At 67.6% G+C, this 21261-nt stretch carries 20 protein-coding genes; 6 read left to right on the plus strand and 14 right to left on the minus strand.

Annotated elements, in window-relative coordinates:
• The first annotated feature begins 89 nt into the window (after positions 1-89).
• A complete protein-coding gene (gene metR, locus HMPREF2886_RS25770) occupies positions 90-1010 on the plus strand; it encodes a transcriptional regulator MetR (RefSeq protein ID WP_003092181.1) in 921 nt (306 codons plus the stop codon).
• Positions 1011-1015: 5 nt separating this feature from the next.
• On the opposite strand, the gene HMPREF2886_RS25775 is transcribed toward metR, so the two are convergent.
• Genes HMPREF2886_RS25775 through HMPREF2886_RS25800 form a run of 6 tightly spaced genes read right to left on the minus strand, consistent with a single transcriptional unit; the run spans position 1016 to position 8886 of the window.
• On the minus strand, positions 1016-2266 hold the full coding sequence (locus HMPREF2886_RS25775) for an OprD family porin (RefSeq protein ID WP_070748637.1): 1251 nt from the start codon (positions 2264-2266) through the stop codon (positions 1016-1018).
• A gap of 52 nt (positions 2267-2318) precedes the next feature.
• Positions 2319-3524 (minus strand): 3-oxoadipyl-CoA thiolase, encoded by a 1206-nt coding sequence (locus HMPREF2886_RS25780; RefSeq protein ID WP_070748639.1) that lies wholly within the window; start codon positions 3522-3524, stop codon positions 2319-2321.
• A 22-nt stretch (positions 3525-3546) separates the two neighbouring features.
• Positions 3547-5079, minus strand: a complete 1533-nt coding sequence (locus tag HMPREF2886_RS25785; RefSeq protein ID WP_057388739.1) for a 3-hydroxyacyl-CoA dehydrogenase — start codon at positions 5077-5079, stop codon at positions 3547-3549.
• Positions 5076-5873: an enoyl-CoA hydratase gene (locus HMPREF2886_RS25790; RefSeq protein ID WP_083318616.1), complete on the minus strand. Its 798-nt coding sequence runs from the start codon at positions 5871-5873 to the stop codon at positions 5076-5078. The genes HMPREF2886_RS25785 and HMPREF2886_RS25790 overlap by 4 nt, the downstream gene beginning before the upstream one ends.
• A 59-nt stretch (positions 5874-5932) precedes the next feature.
• Entirely contained in the window at positions 5933-7120 is a 1188-nt protein-coding gene (locus tag HMPREF2886_RS25795; RefSeq protein ID WP_070748643.1) for a CaiB/BaiF CoA transferase family protein, read from the minus strand.
• 38 nt (positions 7121-7158) lie between these two features.
• Complete coding sequence (locus HMPREF2886_RS25800; RefSeq protein ID WP_070748645.1) at positions 7159-8886, minus strand: acyl-CoA dehydrogenase family protein; 1728 nt, start codon at positions 8884-8886, stop codon at positions 7159-7161.
• A gap of 113 nt (positions 8887-8999) precedes the next feature.
• Between HMPREF2886_RS25800 and HMPREF2886_RS25805 the strand changes: the two genes are divergently transcribed.
• Both HMPREF2886_RS25805 and HMPREF2886_RS25810 read left to right on the plus strand, forming a co-directional pair.
• Positions 9000-9887 (plus strand): LysR family transcriptional regulator, encoded by an 888-nt coding sequence (locus HMPREF2886_RS25805; protein ID WP_033975640.1) that lies wholly within the window; start codon positions 9000-9002, stop codon positions 9885-9887.
• Positions 9888-10105: 218 nt separating this feature from the next.
• The gene (locus HMPREF2886_RS25810; protein WP_033975642.1) at positions 10106-11515 is read left to right on the plus strand and encodes an MFS transporter; all 1410 of its coding nucleotides are present in this window, start codon (positions 10106-10108) and stop codon (positions 11513-11515) included.
• On the opposite strand, the gene HMPREF2886_RS25815 is transcribed toward HMPREF2886_RS25810, so the two are convergent.
• From HMPREF2886_RS25815 to HMPREF2886_RS25825, 3 genes are all read right to left on the minus strand, one after another.
• On the minus strand, positions 11512-12585 hold the full coding sequence (locus HMPREF2886_RS25815) for a bifunctional transcriptional activator/DNA repair enzyme AdaA (RefSeq protein WP_033975643.1): 1074 nt from the start codon (positions 12583-12585) through the stop codon (positions 11512-11514). The two genes, HMPREF2886_RS25810 and HMPREF2886_RS25815, sit on opposite strands and share 4 nt — an antisense overlap.
• Positions 12586-12674: 89 nt before the next feature.
• Complete coding sequence (locus tag HMPREF2886_RS25820) at positions 12675-13997, minus strand: APC family permease (RefSeq protein WP_033975644.1); 1323 nt, start codon at positions 13995-13997, stop codon at positions 12675-12677.
• Positions 13998-14196: 199 nt separating this feature from the next.
• Positions 14197-15012 carry a carbon-nitrogen hydrolase family protein gene (locus HMPREF2886_RS25825; RefSeq protein WP_070748647.1) on the minus strand — a complete coding sequence of 272 codons (816 nt, stop codon included), beginning with the start codon at positions 15010-15012 and terminating at the stop codon, positions 14197-14199.
• 128 nt (positions 15013-15140) lie between these two features.
• Here HMPREF2886_RS25825 and HMPREF2886_RS25830 point away from each other — a divergent pair, with 128 nt between their 5' ends.
• Positions 15141-15926 carry a helix-turn-helix transcriptional regulator gene (locus HMPREF2886_RS25830; protein ID WP_003092207.1) on the plus strand — a complete coding sequence of 262 codons (786 nt, stop codon included), beginning with the start codon at positions 15141-15143 and terminating at the stop codon, positions 15924-15926.
• A 27-nt stretch (positions 15927-15953) separates the two neighbouring features.
• Here the strand turns inward: HMPREF2886_RS25830 and ykgO are convergent, their stop codons facing one another.
• Together ykgO and HMPREF2886_RS25840 are read right to left on the minus strand one after the other, a co-directional pair.
• Positions 15954-16106 (minus strand): type B 50S ribosomal protein L36, encoded by a 153-nt coding sequence (gene ykgO / locus HMPREF2886_RS25835; RefSeq protein ID WP_003092209.1) that lies wholly within the window; start codon positions 16104-16106, stop codon positions 15954-15956.
• Positions 16106-16369: a type B 50S ribosomal protein L31 gene (locus HMPREF2886_RS25840; RefSeq protein WP_070748649.1), complete on the minus strand. Its 264-nt coding sequence runs from the start codon at positions 16367-16369 to the stop codon at positions 16106-16108. Before HMPREF2886_RS25840 ends, ykgO begins: the two co-directional genes overlap by 1 nt.
• Before the next feature lie 243 nt (positions 16370-16612).
• Here HMPREF2886_RS25840 and HMPREF2886_RS25845 point away from each other — a divergent pair, with 243 nt between their 5' ends.
• Positions 16613-18223: an FMN-binding glutamate synthase family protein gene (locus HMPREF2886_RS25845; protein ID WP_033975647.1), complete on the plus strand. Its 1611-nt coding sequence runs from the start codon at positions 16613-16615 to the stop codon at positions 18221-18223.
• A 69-nt stretch (positions 18224-18292) separates the two neighbouring features.
• Here the strand turns inward: HMPREF2886_RS25845 and HMPREF2886_RS25850 are convergent, their stop codons facing one another.
• Complete coding sequence (locus HMPREF2886_RS25850; protein ID WP_003092226.1) at positions 18293-18664, minus strand: diacylglycerol kinase; 372 nt, start codon at positions 18662-18664, stop codon at positions 18293-18295.
• 71 nt (positions 18665-18735) lie between these two features.
• Positions 18736-19389, minus strand: coding sequence for a response regulator transcription factor ErdR (gene erdR / locus HMPREF2886_RS25855; protein WP_003092229.1), 654 nt, complete (start codon positions 19387-19389; stop codon positions 18736-18738).
• Positions 19390-19521: 132 nt separating this feature from the next.
• On the opposite strand from erdR, the gene HMPREF2886_RS25860 reads away from it, so the two are divergent.
• Complete coding sequence (locus HMPREF2886_RS25860) at positions 19522-20448, plus strand: DMT family transporter (RefSeq protein WP_003119360.1); 927 nt, start codon at positions 19522-19524, stop codon at positions 20446-20448.
• Between the two features lie 3 nt (positions 20449-20451).
• Here the strand turns inward: HMPREF2886_RS25860 and HMPREF2886_RS25865 are convergent, their stop codons facing one another.
• Positions 20452-21168, minus strand: coding sequence for a tRNA-uridine aminocarboxypropyltransferase (locus HMPREF2886_RS25865; protein WP_033974372.1), 717 nt, complete (start codon positions 21166-21168; stop codon positions 20452-20454).
• Positions 21169-21261: the final 93 nt, after the last annotated feature.

Here is a 21261-nt window from a genome sequence, read left to right on the forward strand (position 1 = left end):
GAGGCCATCGCTTGTCGACAGCCCCTGGCGTATGAGACAAACTCAACGAATCCGCATCGCTATCAAGTTTTGCTCATACAGAGGCCGTCATGCTCGAACTTCGCCACCTCAAGACCCTACACGCGCTGCGCGAAGCCGACAGCCTGGTGGAGGCCGCCGAGCGCCTGCACCTTACCCAGTCGGCACTGTCGCACCAGTTCAAGGAACTGGAAGAACGCCTGGGCATGCAACTGTTCGTGCGCAAGACCAAGCCGGTACGCTTCACCAGCGCCGGGCTGCGCCTGCTGCAACTGGCCGACTCGCTGCTGCCCCAGCTACGCACCGCCGAGCGCGACCTGGCGCGGCTCGCCGGCGGTACCGCCGGACGCCTGCACATGGCCATCGAATGCCACAGTTGCTTCCAGTGGCTGATGCCGACCATCGACCAGTTCCGCGACGCCTGGCCGGAAGTCGAACTGGACCTGGCCTCGGGCTTCTCCTTCGCGCCGCTGCCGGCGCTGGCCCGCGGCGACCTCGACCTGGTGGTGACCGCCGACCCGGTGGAGTTGCCCGGCATCACCTACGTGCCACTGTTCACCTACGAAGCGCTGCTGGCGGTGGCCAACCAGCATGCCCTGGCTGGTCGACCGTACGTCGTTCCGGAGGACCTGGAGCGGGAAACCCTGATCACCTATCCGGTGGAACGCGACCGTCTCGACGTCTTCACCCGCTTCCTCGACCCCGCCGACGTGGAGCCGGCGCAGGTGCGCATAGCCGAGCTGACCGTGATGATGATGCAACTGGTGGCCTCCGGTCGCGGCGTCTGCTGCCTGCCCAACTGGGCCCTGCACGAGTACAGCTCGCGCGGCTACGTGACGGCCCGGCGCCTCGGTGAAAAGGGCCTGTACTGCACGCTCTTCGCCGCCATCCGCACGGACATGTTCGATGCGCCATTCATGCGCGACTTCCTGCTCACCGCCAAGGACACCTCCTTCGCCACCCTCGAAGGGGTCAGCGCCGCCAAGGGCTGAGCGGCTCAGAACAGCGGCAGCTCATAGGTCAGGTACAGGCGGTTCTCGTCGATGTCGCGGCTGAAGGCCGAACGGTAGGTAGCGTTGCGCCAGACCAGCCCCAGTCCCTGCAGCGGACCGCCCTGCAACACGTAGCGCAGGTCGCTGTCGCGTTCCCACTCGCGACTGCCGTCGGCGCCCTTCGGCTTCGCACCGTGGCCGCTGAAATAGCGCGTCATCAGGCTCAGGCCGGGCACCCCGAGCGGCGCGAAGTCGCAGTCGTAGCGCAGTTGCCAGGAGGACTCGCCGGCCTCGGCGAAGTCGTTGTACTGGCCGAAATTGACCAGGTACGGATCGGTCCCCTCCAGGTAGGGGAAACCGTGCTCGCCGCTCATCCGCTGGTAGCCCAGGCCGAAGGCCTGGCCGTTGCGCAGGCGGTAGGTGAGCAACCCGCTGAAGGAACGGTTGTCGATGCGCCCACCGCGAGCGCCGCCGGTATCCCGGCTGAGCGCCAGGCGCAAGTCGCTCTCCAGGCTGTCCGCGGCGACGCCGATGCGCCCCTTGAGACCGAGGAAATGCTGGGCGTAGACCTGCTCCAGTTCGCCATAGTGGTAGCTGCCGGTCCAGTCCGGGGCGATACGGTAATCCAGCCCGGCCAGGTCGAAACGGTGCGCCTGCGCCGCGCCGGCGAAACGCCGGTTGCGGTTGAACAGCGCCAGGTCGCTGGTGCCCGCCTCGTTGCGCTGGCTGACCTCGGTCAGCCGTCCCAGGTTCAGGCTCAGTCCGCTCAGTTCGCCGGAAGTCAGCAGCGCGCCCTGGAACACCTGGGGGAATAGCCGCCCGTAGTTGGGCTGAATGGTCGGTAGCTTCGGCACCAGGCCGCCGACCTTCAGTTCGCTGCGCGACAGGCGCAGCTTGGCGGTCGCGTCCAGCCGCGCGTAGTCGCCCGCCGCGCTGCCATCGTCGCGAAGCGGAAGCAGGCCGGTGCCGCTACGCCCCGCGCCGGAATCGAGTCGTACGCCAAACTTGCCCAGCAGGTCGAGACCGACGCCGAGGGTGCCCTCGGTATAGCCCGAGCGGTAGTCGAAGAGAAAGCCCTGGGCCCACTCCTCGCTTTTCGCACGCCCCGCGCCATCGCGGAAGTCGCGGTTCATGTAGAAGTTGCGCAAGGCCAGGCTGGCCCGCGAGTCTTCGAGGAAGCCCTCGGCCAGGGCGGGAACGCTATCGCCGGCAAGGATCGGCAGCAGGAAAAACGCGCATTTCTTGTTGTTGTTCATACGCACTCCGAACGGGCGCCTGGGCGCCTCTTTTTCTAGGGGGAACGGTGTCTCATCGGCAGCGCTCGATCACCATCGCCACGCCCTGGCCGAGCCCGACGCACAGGCTGACCACCGCGTAGCGCCGCTCGATGCGTTGCAGCCCGCGGGCGGCGGTGAGCACCAGGCGCGCACCGGAGGCGCCGAGCGGATGACCGAGGGCGATGGCGCCGCCATGGGGATTGACCCGCGGGTCCTCGTAGTCCAGGCCGAGCAACTTCAGGCAGGCCAGGACCTGCGGCGCGAAGGCTTCGTTGATCTCGATCAGGCCGACCTCGTCCAGGCCGATGCCGGCGCGTTGCAGCGCGCGGAGGATCGCCTGCTGCGGACCGATGCCCATCAACCGCGGCTCGACGCCGACGCTGGCGCTGGCGAGGATCCGCGCCAGCGGCCGGATGCCCTCGCGCTCGCCGATCGCGCGGTCGCCCAGCAGCACTACCGCCGCCCCGTCGTTGATCCCCGACGCATTACCGGCGGTCACTACCCCACCGGCGAACAACGCCGGCAAGCGCGCCAGGGCCGCCAGGTCGGCCTGCGGCCGCGGATGCTCGTCGCGCTCCACCAGCCGCGTCTCGCCCTTGCGTCCGACGTGCACCTCCACCGGAAGGATCTCGCCGAGGAAAAAGCCCTCCTCCAGCGCAGCCTGGTAGCGTGCCTGGGAAGAAGCGGCGAAACGGTCGGCGTCCTCGCGAGCGATGCCGAAGGCGCGGGCCACGTTGTCGCCGGTCTCCGGCATGCTGTCGTTGCCATAGCGCTCGACCAGCCTGGGGTTGGCGAAGCGCGCGCCGATGGTGCTGTCGAAGACCTCCAGCGTGCGGCTGAAGGCGCTCTCCGCCTTGGCCATGACGAACGGCGCCCGGGACATGCTTTCGGCGCCGCCGGCCAGGTACAGCCGACCCTCGCCGCAACTGATCGCGCGCGCCGCGTCGATCACCGCCGACAGTCCGCTGGCACACAAGCGGTTGACCGTCTGCCCGGGCAGCCGCGCCGGCAGGCCGGCTGCGAGCAGCGCGTTGCGCGCCAGGTTGCGACTGTCTTCGCCGGCCTGGTTGGTGCAACCGAGGATCACATCCTCCAGGTCGTCGACGGCGAACCCGGAGGTTTCCGCGATGCGCGCCAGCAGCAGGCCGGCCAGGTCGTCCGGACGCACCGTCGAGAGTGCACCGGCATGTCGGCCGAAAGGCGTACGCAAGCCGGCGTAGATATAGGCATCGAGCATGGCGTGTTTCTCCGCGAAGGGATCAGGAGGCCAACGGGCTGTCCGGCTGGCGCAGGGAAAGGCCCAGTTGGGCGCGCCGGCGCAGCCAGGGGCTGGGGCGATAGCGCGGGTCGCCGCTGAGCGCATGCAGGCGTTCGAGGATGCGCAGCACGCGCCCGGCGCCCAGGCGGTCGCCCCACTCCAGCGGCCCCAGCGGATAGCCGAGACCGAGGCGCACCGCCAGGTCGATGTGCTCCACCGAGGCGATACCCTGCTGGGCGATGTCGCAGGCGAGATTGACGATCGAGGCGAGGGTGCGCTGGACGATGAACCCGGCACTGTCGCGGATCAGCGTGACGCTCGCGCCGTCCCGAGCGAACAGGGTGCGAGCGGCCTGCCGCAGCTCCGCTCGGGTCGCCGGGCAGGACATCAGGCAGCGGTGTCGCTCCAGGTCCGACAACACGTCGATGGCCAGGCTCCGCGTCGGATCGACGGCGAACCGCCGCGCTGCGGCGCTGACGTCGGCGCCCAGCGGCGCAAGCAGGCACAACGCCGCGCCGGAAGGACGCTCGCCGCTCTCCACCTCGGCGCCCAGACGTTGTAGCAACGCCAGCAACGGCGCGCGGTCGTGTTCGTCGTCGACGCCCAGCCACACCGGCGGCAACGCCGCGCCTGGCGCAACCACCGGGGCGGCGACGGGCACCTGCCCGGCGCCGTCGTAGCGGTAGAAGCCCTGGCCGCTCTTGCGCCCCAGGCGGCCGGCGGCAAGCATCTGGCGCAGCAAGGGATGCGGACGATAACGCGGTTCCTCGTAGTACTGCCGGTAGATCGACTCCATCACCGGCAGGCTGACATCCAGCCCGACCAGGTCGAACAGCTCGAACGGGCCCATGCGGAAGCCGGCGCCCTCGCGCAGGACCTCGTCGATCGCCGCCACCGAAGCCACACCCTCGCCGAGGATACGCAGCGCCTCGGTGCCGAAGGCCCGTCCGGCATGGTTGACGATGAAGCCGGGGCTGTCCGTGGCACGCACCGCCTGGTGGCCGAAGGTCGCCACCAGGGCGCACAGTCGCTCGGCGATGCCGGTGCGGGTGGCGAGACCCTCGATCACCTCCACCAGACGCATCAGCGGCACCGGATTGAAGAAGTGCAGACCGGCGACCCGGCCGGGATCGCGACAGACCGAGGCGATCGCGGTAACCGACAGCGAGGAGGTATTGCTGGCGAGGATCGCTTCGTCGCCGACCACCTCTTCCAGTTGGCGGAACAACGCCTGCTTGGCCTCCAGGTTCTCGACGATCGCCTCGATCACCAACTGGCAGCCGCCTAGGATCCGCAAATCATCGACCACCCGCAGATTGCCCATCGCGCGTTCGACAGCCTCCGCCTCCAGCCGGCCCCGCTCCACCTGCCGGGCAAGGACCGTGGCGATCTGCTCGCGCGCTTGCAGCGCCCCACCCTGGCGGCTGTCGTAGAGCAGCACCGACAGCCCGGCACAGACAGCGAGCTGGGCGATGCCCTGGCCCATGGCGCCGGTACCGACGATACCGATGAGAACGATCGGTGGTTCGCTCATTTTCCCAGGTACTCCGCTGTGCGTTTTTCCAGGAAGGCACGCATGCCCTCCTTCTGGTCGTGGCTGTCGAACAGCAACTGGAAGGCCTTGCGCTCCAGCGCCAGCGCCTGGTCCAGCGGCAGGTCGGCGCCGGCCAGGACCACTTCCTTGATCTGCGCCAGCGCCAGCGGCGGCAGGCCGGCGATCTGGCGAGCCAGTTCGAGGGCGCGATCCAATGCCTGGCCATCCGCCACCACCTCGCTGACCAACCCTATGGCCAGGGCCTCCGGCGCGCGTACCGTGCAACCGGTAAACAGCATGCGCAGCGCCTGGAACTTGCCCACCGCTCGCACCAGGCGCTGGGTGCCGCCGGCGCCGGGCATCACGCCGACACGGATTTCCGGCTGGGCGAAGCGCGCCGAGGCGCCGGCGACGATCAGGTCGCAGTGCATCGCCAACTCGCAGCCTCCGCCGAGGGCATGGCCCTCCACGGCGGCGATCAGCGGCTTGCGGCAGGCAGCGAGCGCCTGCCAGTGGCGCTCCACCCCGCGTTGCTGGATCTCCAGCGCGGACGCCTCCGCCAGTTCGTTGAGATCGGCGCCGGCGGCGAACGCCGCGCCATTTCCGGTGAGGACGATGACCCGGGTATCGGCGCACTCGTCGAGGCGCCGTACATGCTCCGCCAGAGCCTCACGCAGGCGCATGTTCAGGGCGTTGAGCACTGCCGGGCGGTTCAGTCGCAACAGGGCCACGCCCTGCTCCGGCCGCTCCAGCAGCACGAGTTCGGGGCTCACCGCCCCAGGGGAGGAATCCATGGCCATCTCCAACTGCTCGGGGATTGAATTGCACGGCGCAGGCCGTGTCGTGCGGGGTTTCAGACGCGGACGATGCCGCGCCGGACCAGCGCGTCGATCGCCTCGGTGCCCAGCCCCAGTCCGGCAAGGACTTCCCGGGTGTCCTCGCCGAGGGCCGGCGGAGCGCTGCGGTAGCTGGCCGGAGTACGCGAGAGCTTCACCGGCGAGGCGATACCGCGGTAGCCGTCGAGATCCACCAGCAGCCCACGGTGACGGGTATGCGGGTGCTCCACCACCCGATCCACCGTGGCGATGGCTCCGCAGGGTACGCCGAGACGGATCAGCCGCTCGGCCAGCTCGCGGCCGTCGTGGGCCGCCAGGTAGCCCTCCAGGGCGCGCTTCAGCGCCTCGCGGTTGACCGAGCGCTTGCCGTTGTCGGCGAAGCGCGGGTCCCCCGGCAGTTCATCGGCTCCCAGGTACTCGCACAGGCGGGCGAACTGGCGGTCGTTGCCGACGGCGAGGAAGATCGGCTCGCTACCGGTGCGGTAGCTGTCGTAGGGCGCGATGTTCGGATGGGCGTTACCGCTACGCCGGGGCGTACGCCCGGAAGCGAAGTAGTTCGGCAGGTGCGGGTGCAGCAGGGAAATACCGCAGTCGTACAGGGCGATGTCCACCGACTGCCCGCACCCGCTGACCTGGCGCTCGTGGAGGGCGAGGAGGATGCCGGCCACGGCGTTCAGCCCGGTGACCATGTCGACGATCGGCAGGCCGATGCGCAACGCATCGCCGCCGGCCTCGCCGTTCACGCTCATCAGTCCGGCCATCGCCTGGATCGCCGCGTCGTAGCCGGGCAGGCCGCCGAGCGGGCCGTCGGCGCCGAAGCCCGATACCGTGCAGTGGACCAGCCGCGGGAAGCGCTGGCGAAGCACCTCCTCGTAGCCGATCCCCCAGCGCGCCAGGGTGCCGGGCTTGAAGTTCTCCAGCAGTACGTCGGCGTCCTCCAGCAAGCGCAGCAGCAGCTCGATGCCCTCCGCCGTCGCCAGGTCGACGGCGATGCCCTTCTTGTTGCGGTTCACGCCCTTGAAGTAGGACGCCGTGTCGCCTTCGAAGGGCGGCCCCCAGCCACGGGTCTCGTCGCCGCCGAGGGGTTCCAGCTTGATCACCTCGGCGCCGTGGTCGGCCAGCGCCTGGGAGCAGTAGGGTCCGCCGAGGACCCGGCTGAGATCGATGATTTTCAGGCCACGTAGGGCGCCCGTCTGATTGGTCATGGCGACTCTCTGGTTGTAGTGAGCGGGAATGCGGGCAGTCAGGCCGGCAGCAATTGCATGGCTTCGGCCTGGCTCAGCGGCACCTCGCCGACCACCCTGGCCAGCAGTTCGGCCTGGTCGGCCCAGCCCTCCAGGCGCAGCGGGTCGCGCGGCAGCAGCTTGTGCCGGGCGACCAGGAAGGCCAGGGCCAGGCGGCGCTGGTCGGGTGCCTGGCGGCTGGCTTCCCAGGCCATGAAGATCGCCGTGCACAGGTGGTAGAGGGCGCTGCCGGCCTGGCGCACCTGCTCGTCCTGGCGGCGCTCGGCAACGTCGGCCATGGTCGCGACCACGCGCGCCAGCAGTTCGTCGAAGAGGTCGCGGGCGTCCCCTGGCAGGTCGCTGTCATCCAGCAGCCGGCGCAGGTGGCGCTGCAAGGGTTCGAGCGCCTGTTCGCGGCTCACCGCACGGGCGACGTCCAGCGCCACGATGTTGCTGGTGCCCTCCCAGATCGACCCCAGGTGGGCGTCGCGCACCAGCCGCGGGTCGCTCCATTCCTCGATGTAGCCGACCCCGCCGCGCACCTCCATGGCGTCGCCGGTGACCCGTCGCGCATCGCGGCAGGCGCGGAACTTGATCAGCGGGGTAAGGATCCGCACGCATTTCTGCGCCTCGACCTCGCCGCCATCGGCGTGCGGCAGCAGCGTGGCGATCTGCATGAACATCGAGCGCGCCTGTTCGGTGGGCAGCATCATCTTCAGCAACTGCTTCTGCATCAGCGGCATGTCGATCAGGTGCTTGCCGAAGGCGCGCCGATGGCGGGCGACGAACAGCGCCTCGCTCAGCGCCCGGCGCATCAGCCCGGCGGCGCGCACGCCGTTGGACAGGCGCGACATGTTGACCATGTCGGCCATCTGCTGGAAGCCGCGGCCGATCTCGCCGATCAGGTAGGCGCTGGCGCCTTCCAGGCGGACTTCGCCGCTGGCCATGGAGCGGCTACCCAGCTTGTCCTTCAGGCGGACGATGCGATAGGCGTTGCGCGTGCCGTCCTCGCGGACCTTCGGCAACAGGAACAGGGTCACGCCCTTCATCCCTTCCGGCGCGCCTTCGGGGCGGGCCAGGAGCATCGCCAGGTCGGCGTCCGGGTTGGAGCAGAACCACTTGTCGCCGTACAGCTTCCACTCGCCCCCCTCCTCCCGCGCCACGGTACGGGTCCGTGCCACGTCGGAGCCGGCGGCCTGCTCGGTCATGAACATGGCGCCCTGGAACAGCTCGTCGAAATCCCGCGAGGCGAGGGACGGCAGGTAGCGCTCGACCAGTTCCGGCGCGCCGAACCTGCGCAGGGTGCGGGTCAGCGAGTCGGTCATGCTGACCGGGCAGCAGAGACCGAACTCGGCCTGCACGAACAGCTGGGTGAGCGCGTACTTCACCAGCGGCGGCGGGCCGTCCGGGCGATGGCTCATGGAAGCCAGGCCGAGTTCGGCATAGGCCACCCGTTCGAGGGCGACGTAGTCCGGATGCTTGCGAATGCTCTGCAAATCCTCGCCGCGGCGGGTACGCGGCGCCAGTACCGGCGGGTTCTTGTCCGCCGCCAGCGCCAGCACGTCCAGCTCGCCGCCGACACGGGCGCCGAGCCGTTCGAGGAGTGGCCGCCATTCGGCGAGCAACGCCGGCGGCAGGTATACCTCCAGCAGCCGCTCCAGGGCCGGATCGCAAGTGTAGAGATTCAGCCCACGGCTGTCGGGAATGTTCAGCGTATCTTCGCGAAGTACTTCGGGCATGGCGGTCATGGCGCGGCTCCTGCTTGTCTTGCGCCGAGACTAGGCGAGTGCTTCGATAAGCATCCAATACAAAAAAAATCATCGACGATAAGAAAAACAGATCGTAGAACCAGGTGCCTGCCATGGATCTCAGACAGCTTCGCTACTTCATCGCGGTCGCCGAGGAACTGCATTTCGGTCGCGCCGCGGCTCGCCTGTTCATCTCCCAGCCGGCGCTGAGCTTCGACATCAAGAAGCTGGAGGAACAGCTCGGAACCCAATTGCTGCTACGCAACAACAAGTCGGTGAAGCTCACTGGCGCCGGCCAGGTCCTGCTGGTGGAAGCGCGCAATCTGCTGCTGCAGGCAGAGAAGGTGAAACGCCTGACCCAGCTATCCGCCGAGGGCGACGTCGGCCAGCTGCGCGTCGGCTTCGTCAACTCCATGCTCTACCGCGGCCTGCCCAGGGCCATGTCCCGCTTCGAACGGGAGCACCCGAACATGGAGGTGGTGCTCGGCGAAATGAACAGCGCGGAGCAGGCCCAGGCGTTGCAGCGCGGGCAGATCGACCTGGGCTTCGTGCACTGGGGCAGGCTGCCGGCGGAAATCGTCTCCGAACCCTTGATCAGCGACCCGTTCCTCTGCTGCCTGCCCGCCGGGCATCGCCTGGCAGGCCAGGCGCGCCTGGACCTCGCCGAGCTGCGCGACGAAGACTTCATCCTCTTCCCGCGCCATGTCTCGCCGCACTACCACGACCTGATCATCGCCCGTTGCGTGGATGCTGGCTTCAGCCCGCGCATCCGCCACGAGGCTCGCCTGTGGCAGACCGTCGCCGCCATGGTCGGTCTCGGCATGGGCGTCGCGCTGATCCCGGAGACCCTCTGCCTGGCCTGGCGGAACGAGGTGCGCTACCTGGAGATCGAGCCGGCCGGCGCACGCTCGGAAATCCACGCGATCCTTCCGGCCAGCGAACCTTCCCGGGCGGCGCAGGCGTTCCTGGCAACGCTGAAGAGCGGCCTGGAGGACGCCTGAGCGAGCGCTGAGGGAAAACGTCGATATGGAATCCCTTATCGAGCCATAAGATTAAAAGACTATTGATTTGCGGGGGTGCCACCTAGACTCCGAGGCACCCGGGTCAACACCGACACACTCTCCCCCTCCACGGAAACCAGCGTTTCCGCCCCGCCTTTCAGCGAAAGGCGGTAGGGAGCGGCGTGTCGGCGAGAACAACAATAAACAGGACTCGACCCATGCCGCGCACGCCCTCTCCCGAAGACGCCGACCTGCACAAGAAGGCCCGCAGGGCCGGTATCGCCTCCTTCATCGGCACCACTATCGAGTGGTACGACTTCTACATCTACGGCCTGGCCGCCGCCCTGGTGTTCGGCAAGGTATTCTTCCCCGCCGACATGGATCCGGGCCTGGCCACCCTGCTGTCCTTCGTCACCCTCTGGTCGGGTTTCATCGCCCGCCCGCTGGGCGGGATCATCTTCGGCCATCTCGGCGACCGCATCGGCCGCAAGACCACCCTGGTGATCACCCTGATGATGATGGGCATCGCCACGACCTGCATCGGCCTGCTGCCGGTCCATACGCAGATCGGCATCTGGGCACCGATCTCCCTGGTGGCGCTGCGTATCGTCCAGGGCATCGCGGTCGGCGGCGAGTGGGGCGGCGCGATCCTGATCGCCAGCGAAAGCGCGCCCAAGGGCAAGGGCATCCTGTACGCCGCCTTCGCCCAGCAGGGCTCGCCCACCGGCAACCTGCTGGCGACCCTGGCGTTCTTCGCCCTCAGCGCCCTGCCCGCCTCGGACTTCATTCTCTGGGGCTGGCGCGCGCCGTTCCTGCTCTCCGCGGTGCTGGTCATCGTCGGCATGGTGATCCGCCTGAAGCTGGAGGAGTCGGAAGACATGAAGCGCGTGCTGGCGCAGAAGCGCACGGTGAAACTGCCGCTCGCCGAGGTGCTGGGCAAGCACTGGAAGATCGTCCTGCTCGGCGCCGGCGTGCTGCCGATCATCCACGTCACCTACTTCAAGAGCACCTTCGCCCTCTCCTGGGCGACCAAGACCCTCGGCTACAGCCAGGGCACCTTCCTCAGCATCATCGTGGTCGCGCTGGTGGTGCAGTTCCTCAGCCAGCCGCTGGGGGCGCTGCTCACTTCGCGCATCGACATGCGCAAGGCGGCATGCCTGATGGTGCTGCCGGAGTTCATCCTGATGCCGGCGATGTTCTTCGCCGTGGAAACCAAGGTCTACTGGATCGCCGCGGTCGGCATGTGCCTGGCCACGGTGCCGCACGCGATGTTCTACGGCGCGGTGGGCGGTATCCTCGCCCGAGCCTTCCCGGCGCGGGTGCGCTACACCGGCCTGTCGCTGGCCTACCAGCTCTGCTCGCTGCTGGTCGGCGGCGGTACGCCGGTACTGGCCCAGTGGATCCTCAACAGTACCGGCAGCATCGTCGGCGTGGCCCTGGCCTCGGCCTGCTACGCGCTGGTCTCGCTGGCCTGTACCCTGGCCCTGTTGCGGATCACCGGGTTCCACGCCAGCGACCTGTCGACCGCCGAGCGCGCCGACGCCGAGGACTTGCAGCGGCCCGTAGCGGTCGAGCGGAAAGCGGTGTTGCGCGCCCCCGCCCGGCTACTGGGCGGCGATCCCGGCTAGCCGGCAGCGCCCATGCGCCGCTCGTGCTCCAGCAACCAGCGCTTGCGCCACAGGCCACCGCCATAGCCGGTCAGGGAACCGTCCGAACCGATGACGCGGTGGCAGGGAATCACGATGGCGATCTGGTTGGCTCCGTTGGCGCGGGCCACGGCGCGCACCGACGACGGCGAGCCGATGGACCTGGCCAGCCCGGCGTAGCTCTGCGTGCTGCCGCACGGTACCTCGCGCAGCGCCTGCCAGACCGTGCGGGTGAAGGCCGAGGCGTTCAGCGCCAACGGGGTCTGGAAGCGCACTGGAGTACCGCCGAAGTAGCCGGCGAGTTCCGCCTCGATCCTGTCGATGGGGGCGAAACGGCCGAAACCGATGCTCGATCCGCTGCTCTTCTGCAGGCGTTTCAGCTCCCCGCTCAACGCCGGGCGGTCGAAGAACTCCAGCAGGTGCAGGGCCTGCGCATCGGCCACCGCGAGCATGGCGCCGAGCGGGGTCAGCAGCCAGTCCGCCTTGAGCAGCTCACGCCCGCGCAACTGCGACGGCGGCTCGCCCAGCAGGCGCGCGAAGGCGCTACGGAAGCCGCTGTCGGAGTCGAAGCTGGCATCCAGTTGCGCGTCGATCACCCGCGCGCCCGAGGACAGCCGCTCGGCGACCTGGCCAAGACGGCGCAGGCGAGCCATTTCCAGGAAGGTCACGCCGAACTCGCGCTTGAAGGCACGGCGCACGGTGGATGGGTCGTAACCCAGCGCCGCCAGGTCGTCTTCGAACCAGCGCCGCTGCGGTTGCCGACCGAGGCGCTGGAGCAGGTCGCTGACCAGCGGCCCCTGCGTGCCGAGCCGTTCCAGCGGCCGGCAGCGCAGGCAGGGACGAAAGCCGGCCTCGACGCAGCCCCTGATCGAATCGAAGAACTGGGTGTTCTCGCGCTTCGGCTTGCGCGCCGGGCAGGTCAGGCGGCAGAACACCCCGGTGCTCTTCACCCCGACGAAGGCGAAGCCGTCGTAGGCGGGGTCGCGCGCCAACAGCGCGGCATACAGGGTGTCGTCATCGGGAAGGGGAAGGAACAACGCTGCGTCGGACATGGCCGGCTCCGGAACCAGGGAGGCGATGGATAGCCACTCTAGGCCAGGAGCCTGCGCCTTGCCGCCGCGAAACGGGCGTCGATTCTTTTTCAGCCCTCCTCGAAACGCATCTCCGGCGGCTGCTCGCGGAAACCGTGGGTGATCGCCGCCAGGTACACCGCGCCCAGCGCCAGCCAGCAGAGGCCGAGGATGATCGCCAGGTGATCGAGGCTGGCCATCAGCCACAGGTCGGCGACCAGGCCGATGCCAGGGAATACCAGGAACAACAGGGTTTCCCGTGGACCGCGGCGCTCGGCGCCAAGGTAGTAGTGGAAGACCACCGACAGGTTGACCAGGCTGAAGGCGAGGAAGGCGCCGAAGTTGATGAACGAGGTGGAGGTGGTCACGTCCATCTGTAGCGCCAGCAGGGCCACCACGCCGCACAGGACGATGCTGTTCACCGGCGTCTCGAAGCGCTTGCCGAGACGACCGAAGAACGGCCGCGGAAGGACGCCGTCGCGGCCCATGGCGAAGAGCAGGCGCGAGGCGCTGGCCTGGGCCGAGAGGCCGGAGGTGAACTGGCCGACGATCAGGCCGACCAGGAAGAAGGTCACGAACAGGTCGCCACCGATGTTGCGGGCGATCTCGTAGGCCGCCGAGTCCGCACTGTCGAAGGCGAACGACGGGTGCGCCAGTTGCACGAAGTACGAGGTGACGATGAAGATCAGCCCGCCCACCAGGGTGATCAGCAGGATCGCCCGCGGGATGTTGCGCCGCGGGTCGCGGGTTTCCTCGGTCAGGGTGCTGACCGCGTCGAAACCGAGGAACGAGTAGCAGGCGATCGCCGCACCGCTCATCACCAGCGGCACCTGCAGGTCGCCGCCGAGCAACGGTTGCAGCGACCATAGCGGCTTGCCCGGATCGCCCAGCACGTAGTGCACGCAGAGCGCGACGAAGGCGCCGAGGACCAGGAACTGCACCAGCATCAGCAGGCCATTGACGTTCTTCGCCAGGCGCAGGCCGACGATGTTGATCGTCGTGGTCACGCCGATGAACGCCAGCACCCAGATCGCGTTGGGTACCGCGGGAAAGGCCGAGTGCAGGTAGGCGGCGCCGATCAGCCAGATCGCCATCGGCAGGAACAGGTAGTCGAGCAGCACCGCCCAGCCGGCGATGAAGCCGAGCCGGGAATCGATGGCCTTGCGCACGTAGGTATAGGCCGAGCCGGCCACCGGGAAGGCCGCGGCCATGCGCCCGTAGCTGAGGGCGGTGAAGAGCATCGCCAGGGAAGCGGCGATGTAGGCGGCGGGGACGTGTCCCTGGGTGGTCTCGGCGAGGATGCCGAAAGTCCCGAGGACGATGATGGGGGTCATGTAGGCGATGCCGAACAGCACCACGGAACCCAGCGACAGGGTGCGCTTGAGTCTGGCCATTACTGCTTACTCCGGAATTATCGTTTGTTATGGCAGTGGCCCGCAGCCGGCCGGGCCGCGGGACGCAGGGGCCTCCCCTCACCCGGGAGACCGGCGGACGCTCGGGCGCCCATCGTTGTGCTACGGCTTTCCGGGCCGATCCTCGCCCGCTCGCTGGCGGGCGGAGGACGACGCGACGCTCCTGTCGCGCCGCGGTGGATCAGGGAATCAGCAGTTCGCGCAGGCCGTCCGGGTGCTCGCGGCGCTCGCCGGGCAGGACCAGGCGACGCTCTTCGAGGTAACGGTAATCCCGACGCGCAACCTGCAACCGGCCGAGGTCCAGTTCGACGATCTGCCGGCATTCTTCGCGCCCGGCCTCGCAGAGCAACTGGCCGTAGGGATCGACCACCGCGCTGCCGCCGGCGAAGACCAGCCCGCCGTCGCCATGCCCGACGCGGTTGACCATCACCGCGTAGGCCTGGTTTTCCATGGCGCGGGCCATGATCGCGGTGCGATGGGTCGGGCCATAGGGGTCCATGTTGCCATTGGTCACGATGATCAGTTCCGCACCCAGTTGGCCGAGGGCCCGCGCGCTTTCCGGGAACTCGATGTCGAAGCACACCAGCAGGCCGACCCGGATGCCGTTCCACAGGGCGGTGGCGTAGCGGTCGCCAGGCGTGAAGATGCCGCGGTCGGAGGCCCACAGGTGGGTCTTGCGGTATTTCAGGGCGATGCCGTCGGGAGCGATCAGCAGGGTGGTGTTGTAATAGCGGCCGGCGTCCGCCTCGGCGATGCCGATCGCCACCGAGACGTTACGTTCACGGGCGACGCGCTGCACCGCGCTGACCGTCGGGCCGTCGAGCGGCTCGGCGAGGGCGGCTATGTTGTCTTCGCTGGGGAAGCCGGTCAGGTGGGTTTCCGGGAACACCACCAGTTCGGTGTCCGCCGCGCAGTCGGCTATGGCCGCCAGGGCGCGTTCCAGGTTGTGCGCGGTGTCGCCATCGCGACCGGCGATCTGGACGAGTTCGACTTTCATCGGAATTCCTTGTTGTTCTCGGGCGCTGTTCGGCACGCGCGCTGTTCGTATGCAGGGGTCTGCACAGTATGCTTGGCGTTCCCCGCGCCGATAATTACGTCCGAGGGTTAACCCAACAGGGGTAGAAGATGAGTTTCACCTTGCAGGACATCGCCTGGCACCGCTCCGTCGGGCAACTGGTCGAGGCGCTGGATGCGCCGGACTTCTGGATTCGCCTGGTACGCCTGCTCGAACAGTACGTTCCGTTCGACAGTTGGGTAGCCCTGCTGTTCAGCCAGGGCCGGCCACAGGTGTTCGCCGAATGCCCGGGCGCCGACGGCGGGCCGGACCCGCTGTTCCAGGACTACCTGCGAGGCCTCTACCTGCTCGACCCGTTCTACATCGCCAGCCGCGAGAACCCGTGCAGCGGCCTGTTTCGTCTGGCCGACGTGGCACCGGAATGCTTCGAGCAGACCGATTACTACCAGCGTTACTTCCGCCTCAACGTGGTGGCCGATGAAATCCAGATCAACGTCCAGCTCTCCGGCGAACGCACCCTCTGCCTGTCACTGGGCTCGCGGCGCCGCTTCACCCCCGAGCAACTCGCCGTGCTCGGCCTGGTGCGGCCCTGGGTGGCCGGGCTGATGCGCCAGCGCCTGGCCTTCGAGGACGAAGTGTTGAACAGCCCCGCGGCGCCGGAGCCGGGCTGGCAGGGTTCGCTGGAGAAGGTCGCGGAGCAGATGGGCACGCCGCTGACGGCGCGCGAACTGGAGGTCGGCAGGCTGATGCTCAGCGGCTGTTCGAGCAAGGAGATCGCCCGCAAGCTGGCGATCTCGGCGGAAACCGTGAAGGTCCACCGCAAGCACATGTACGGCAAGCTCGGCATCAAGTCGCAGTCCGAGCTGTTCGGCCTGTTCCTCCAGGCCCAGGGCTGACGGGACGGGCGACCGCCCCGTCGCCGCTCAGCGGCGCTTGATCTTCGGCTTCGGCCGGCCCTGCACGCACTTGAAGCGCGGATTCGACTTGCAGATCACGTAGAGCCGGCCACGGCGCTTCACCACCTGGCAATCGCGATGGCGCAGCTTGGCCTGTTTCAGCGAGGCGAGGACTTTCATCAGGCCCCCTTGCCGCCGACGAAGCCGGCGAAACGCTTGTTGAACCCGGCCACGCGGCCTTCGCTCTTGGTCTTGCGCTGTTCGCCGGTGTAGACCGGGTGCGAGGCGCTGGAAACGTCCAGGGTCACGTAGGGATAGGTCTTGCCGTCGATATGGGTATGGGTCTTGTTGGTCTCCGCGGTGGAGCCGATCAGGAAGTACACGTCGGCCGAGGTGTCGTGGAACAGGACGGGACGGTATTCGGGATGGATGCCGGGTTTCATGGGAATGCCTCCTACATAATGTTATATAGTTACATATTACTCCGATAAGAATAATTCGCAACTAGGGAAAGATTTGCCGGCGACCATTCGGCTGCTCGACTATCCAGACACAATTATTAGCTTGCTTTCTATCCCCGTTTGTTTCCCATAATCAGCGCTTGGTTAGCGCGGGGGGAACCCGTCGTAGACGCCTCGAAGAAGGTGACTACCATTTTGAACCGAAGCCTGAAGATTGGAGACGTGATGAATCTGTCGCTACTCAGTCGCTATGCGTTTTTCGCCTGTATCGCCCTGTTCACCTTGCTCAGCCTGCCGTTCCTCGGCAGTACCGAATGGCTCTGGCCGTTCACCCTCCTGGGCGTGGCCCTGAGCCTGCTCGGCCTGTTCGACCTGATACAGACACCCCATGCGGTGCGCCGCAACTATCCGATCCTGGGCAACATCCGCTATCTGGTGGAAGGCATCCGCCCGGAAATCCGCCAGTACCTGCTGGAAGCCGACGGCGACGCCCTGCCCTTCTCCCGCGCCCAGCGCTCGCTGGTCTACTCGCGGGCGAAGAACGAAAGCTCGGAGAAGCCCTTCGGCACCCTGATCGACGTGTACACCGCCGGCTACGAATTCATCAGCCACTCGATGCGTCCGGCGCCACTCAGCGATCCCTGCGAGTTCCGCGTCGACATCGGCGGGCCGCAATGCAGCAAGCCGTACTCCGCGTCGCTGTTCAACGTCTCGGCGATGAGTTTCGGCGCCCTCAGCGCCAACGCCATTCGCTCGCTGAACCGTGGCGCGCAGATGGGCAACTTCTACCACGACACCGGCGAGGGCAGCATCAGTCCCTATCATCGCGAGAACGGCGGCGACCTGGTCTGGGAACTGGGCAGCGGCTACTTCGGGTGCCGCACCCGCGACGGCAAGTTCGACCCTGAGCGCTTCGCCGCCCAGGCCCTCGACCCGCAGGTGAAGATGATCGAGATCAAGCTCAGCCAGGGCGCCAAGCCGGGACACGGCGGTATCCTGCCCAAGCACAAGGTCACCCCCGAGATCGCCTCCACCCGCGGCGTGCCGATGGGCGAGGATTGCGTTTCGCCGTCGCGCCACAGCGCCTTCTCCACGCCGATCGAGCTGATGCAGTTCATCGCCCAGCTGCGCGAACTGTCCGGCGGCAAGCCGGTCGGCTTCAAGTTCTGCCTGGGCCATCCATGGGAGTTCATGGGCATCGCCAAGGCCATGCTGGAGACCGGCATCCTCCCCGACTTCATCGTCGTCGACGGCAAGGAAGGTGGCACTGGCGCGGCGCCGCTGGAGTTCACCGACCATATCGGCGTGCCGCTGCGCGAAGGCCTGCTGTTCGTCCACAACACCCTGGTCGGCCTCAACCTGCGCGACAAGATCAAGGTCGGCGCCAGCGGCAAGATCGTCAGCGCCTTCGACATCGCCAGCGTCCTGGCCACCGGCGCGGATTGGGCCAACTCGGCGCGCGGCTTCATGTTCGCCATCGGCTGCATCCAGTCGCAGAGCTGCCATACCAACAAATGCCCGACCGGCGTCGCTACCCAGGACCCGCTGCGCCAGCGCGCGCTGGTGGTGCCGGACAAGGCCGAGCGGGTGCGCAACTTCCATCGCAACACCCTCAAGGGCCTGGCCGAGATGCTCGCCGCGGCGGGCCTGGAACATCCCTCGCAGCTCGAAGCCAAGCACCTGGTGCGACGCATCACCGACACCGAGATCCGCCTGTTCTCGCAGCTGCACTACTTCCTCAAGCCGGGCGAACTGCTCTCCGGCAAGATCGAAGGCGAGTTCTACGAGCGCATGTGGAACATGGCGCGGGCCGACAGCTTCGACGCGGCGGCCTGAACCGCCGCCCTCGCTCGCAAGAAAAAGCCGGAGGCAGCGATGCCTCCGGCTTTTTCATGTCCGCGAAGATCAGCCCAGCAGGATAGTCGCCCAGGTCACGGTGATCACGGTGAGGGCCACGAACTGCGCGGCGCTGCCCATGTCCTTGGCATTCTTCGACAGAGGGTGGCGTTCCAGCGAGACGCGGTCGACGGTGGCCTCGATCGCCGAGTTGAGCAGCTCGACGATCAGCGCCAGCAGGCAGACTGCGATCATCAGCGCGCGTTCGCCGCGACTGACGTCGAGGAGGAAGGCCACCGGGATCAGCACCACGTTGAGCAGCACCAGTTGGCGGAAGGCGGCTTCACCGCGGAAGGCAGCGAGGAAACCTGCGAGGGAGTAGCCGGTGGCGTTGAGGATACGCTTGAGGCCGGTCTGGCCTTTGAAGGGGGAAGGCGACACGTCGGGTTCTCATCGATTCGGAAGGCCGGCAGTCTAGCCGCCGGCTGGTCAAAAAAGCGTTAAGCCGTCTCTCAATGAGAAGCGGGAACCGTCTCCATTTGTTGCAGCAGCAGCGCGGCCTGGGTCCGGGTGCGCACGTTGAGCTTGCGGAAGATCGCCGTGACGTGGGCCTTCACCGTCGCCTCGGAAACGTTCAGGTCGTAGGCGATCTGCTTGTTCAGCAACCCTTCGCAGACCATGGTCAGTACCCTGAACTGTTGCGGGGTGAGGCTGGCGAGGCCGGCGCTGGCGGCCTTGGCCTCCTCGCTGAGGGCTTCGGCGGCGGCATCCTGCGGCGGCCACCAGGTGTCCCCGTCGAGCACCGCGCGCACCGCCTGCTGCAGGGTTTCCAGCGGGCTGGACTTGGGAATGAAGCCGCTGGCGCCGAACTCGCGGGAGCGCTGCACCACCGCGGCCTCCTCCTGTGCCGAGATCATCACCACCGGCACCTGCGGGTATTGCCCGCGTAACAGCACCAGGCCGGAGAAGCCATAGGCCCCCGGCATGTTGAGGTCCAGCAGGACCAGATCCCAATCGGCCTTCTCGTTCAGCCGCGCTTCCAGTTCGGCGATGCTGGCGGCTTCCACCAGGCGCACGTCGGGACCCAGCCCGAGGGTGAGGGCCTGGTGCAAAGCGCTGCGAAACAGGGGGTGATCGTCGGCGATCAGGATCTCGTAAGAAGCCATGACATGTCCTAGTTTGTTCGGCCCAGCCGAGGCGGCGCTCAGGATGCCGACCGAGGGCGGACCGGTCAAGCCGAATGAGGGATACCTCGTACACCGCCTTCGTCTTTTCAAACACCCCGGCTTGCTGGCAGAGTGGCGGACCCTCCCCGCCCCGTCGAGCGAGCCATGCGAAGCCAAGCCCTGCGTGCCGATGTCCTGATGCTGATCACCGCCATGATCTGGGGGGTGTCGTTCGTCGCCCAGCGCCTGGGGATGGACGCCATCGGGCCGTTCCTCTATACCGGCCTGCGCTTCGTCCTCGGTGCCCTGGTGCTGGTGCCACTGCTGATGCTGCGCTCGCGACGCGACGGCGCGCAACCCTTCAATCGCGGACAGTTGCTCGCCGGTGTGATCCTCGGCGTCGCCCTGACCACCGGGATCAACCTGCAGCAGGTCGGCCTGCTGTTCACCAGCGTGACCAACTCCGGCTTCATCACCGGGCTCTACGTGATCGTCGTGCCGTTGCTCGGCCTGCTGTTCGGCCAGCGCACCGGCGCGGGCACCTGGCTGGGGGCGTCGCTGGCGGTGCTCGGCATGGCCCTGCTGAGCATCGGCCCGGGCTTCCAGGTTGCCTCCGGCGACTGGCTGCAACTGGCCGGCGCGGTGGTCTGGGGCGCGCACGTTCTGCTGGTAGGCCTGTTCGCCAGCCGCTACGACCCGATCCGCCTGGCCTTCCTGCAGTTCGCCACCTGCGCGGCGGTCAGCCTGCTGCTGGCACTGGTCTTCGAGGAAATCCACTGGGACGCCATCGTCCAGGCCGGTCCCGCCCTGCTATACGGCGGCCTGCTCGGCGTCGGCACCGGCTTCACCCTGCAGGTGGTGGCGCAGAAGCACGCCATCGCTTCCCATGCGGCGATCATCCTGTCCCTGGAAGCGGTGTTCGCCGCCATCGCCGGCGCCCTGTTCCTCGCCGAGACCCTGCACCTGCGCGGCTATTTCGGTTGCGCGCTGATGCTGGCGGGCATGCTGGTGGCGCAGTTGTGGCCGCGCAAGCTCGCCGCCGAAGCGCGCCCGGCCTGACGCTCAGCCACGGAACGGCGCCAGGGCACGGTGCGCCGGGCTGGCCTCATCCAGCGGAATGTGCCGCTTGGCGCCCAGGTAGCGCTCGCTGAACACCTCCAGGTAGGCGCCGAGCGCCTCGCCCGCGGCCTCGTCGCCAGCCAGCTCCAGGCACAGCGCCGCCACTTCGGCGGTGCACAGGTGCTCGCCACGGGTCGAGCGACGCAGGCGATAGCGCGAGAGCTGCTCGGGCAGCAGGCTGAGCACCGGGAACGGCTCCAGGTAGGGACTCTTGCGGAACATCTTGCGCGCCTCGGTCCAGGTCGCGTCGAGCAGGATGAACAGCGGCCGCTTGCCTTCCGCCAGCGGGGCGACCTCGTTCACCACCCGCTCTGCCGCCACGTATTCGCCGGGGAACACCAGGTATGGCTGCCACTGCGGGTCGGCCAGCAACTCCAGCAAGCGCGGGTCGACCTCGGTGCGCGACCAGCCGAAGGCGAAGGTGTCGGCCACGGTATCGGCGATCAGCCAGCCGGTGTTGGTCGGTTTCAGCGCCTCGATGTCGTGCATGACCAGGCACATGCCGGCGCGCGCCTCGACCCGCGGCCGCCAGGCGCACATGCAATAGCTGGGCAGCAGCCGACAGTTTTCGCAGCGCGGCATGCGCGAACCGCGCGCGACGAAGGGTTTCAGGCTGCGCGCCAGGCGCTCCTGGCGCAAGCGGGAAACGGCATGGCTCATCGGGCAGGCTCCCGATGCGGAAAGGACGGGCGAAGGAACATCGAAGACTCGAGGAAACGGGCTGGAAAGCGACCGCGAAATTCTATCAGAGCC

Source organism: Pseudomonas sp. HMSC066A08, assembly GCF_001813025.1.
Taxonomy (GTDB): Bacteria; Pseudomonadota; Gammaproteobacteria; order Pseudomonadales; family Pseudomonadaceae; genus Pseudomonas; species Pseudomonas aeruginosa.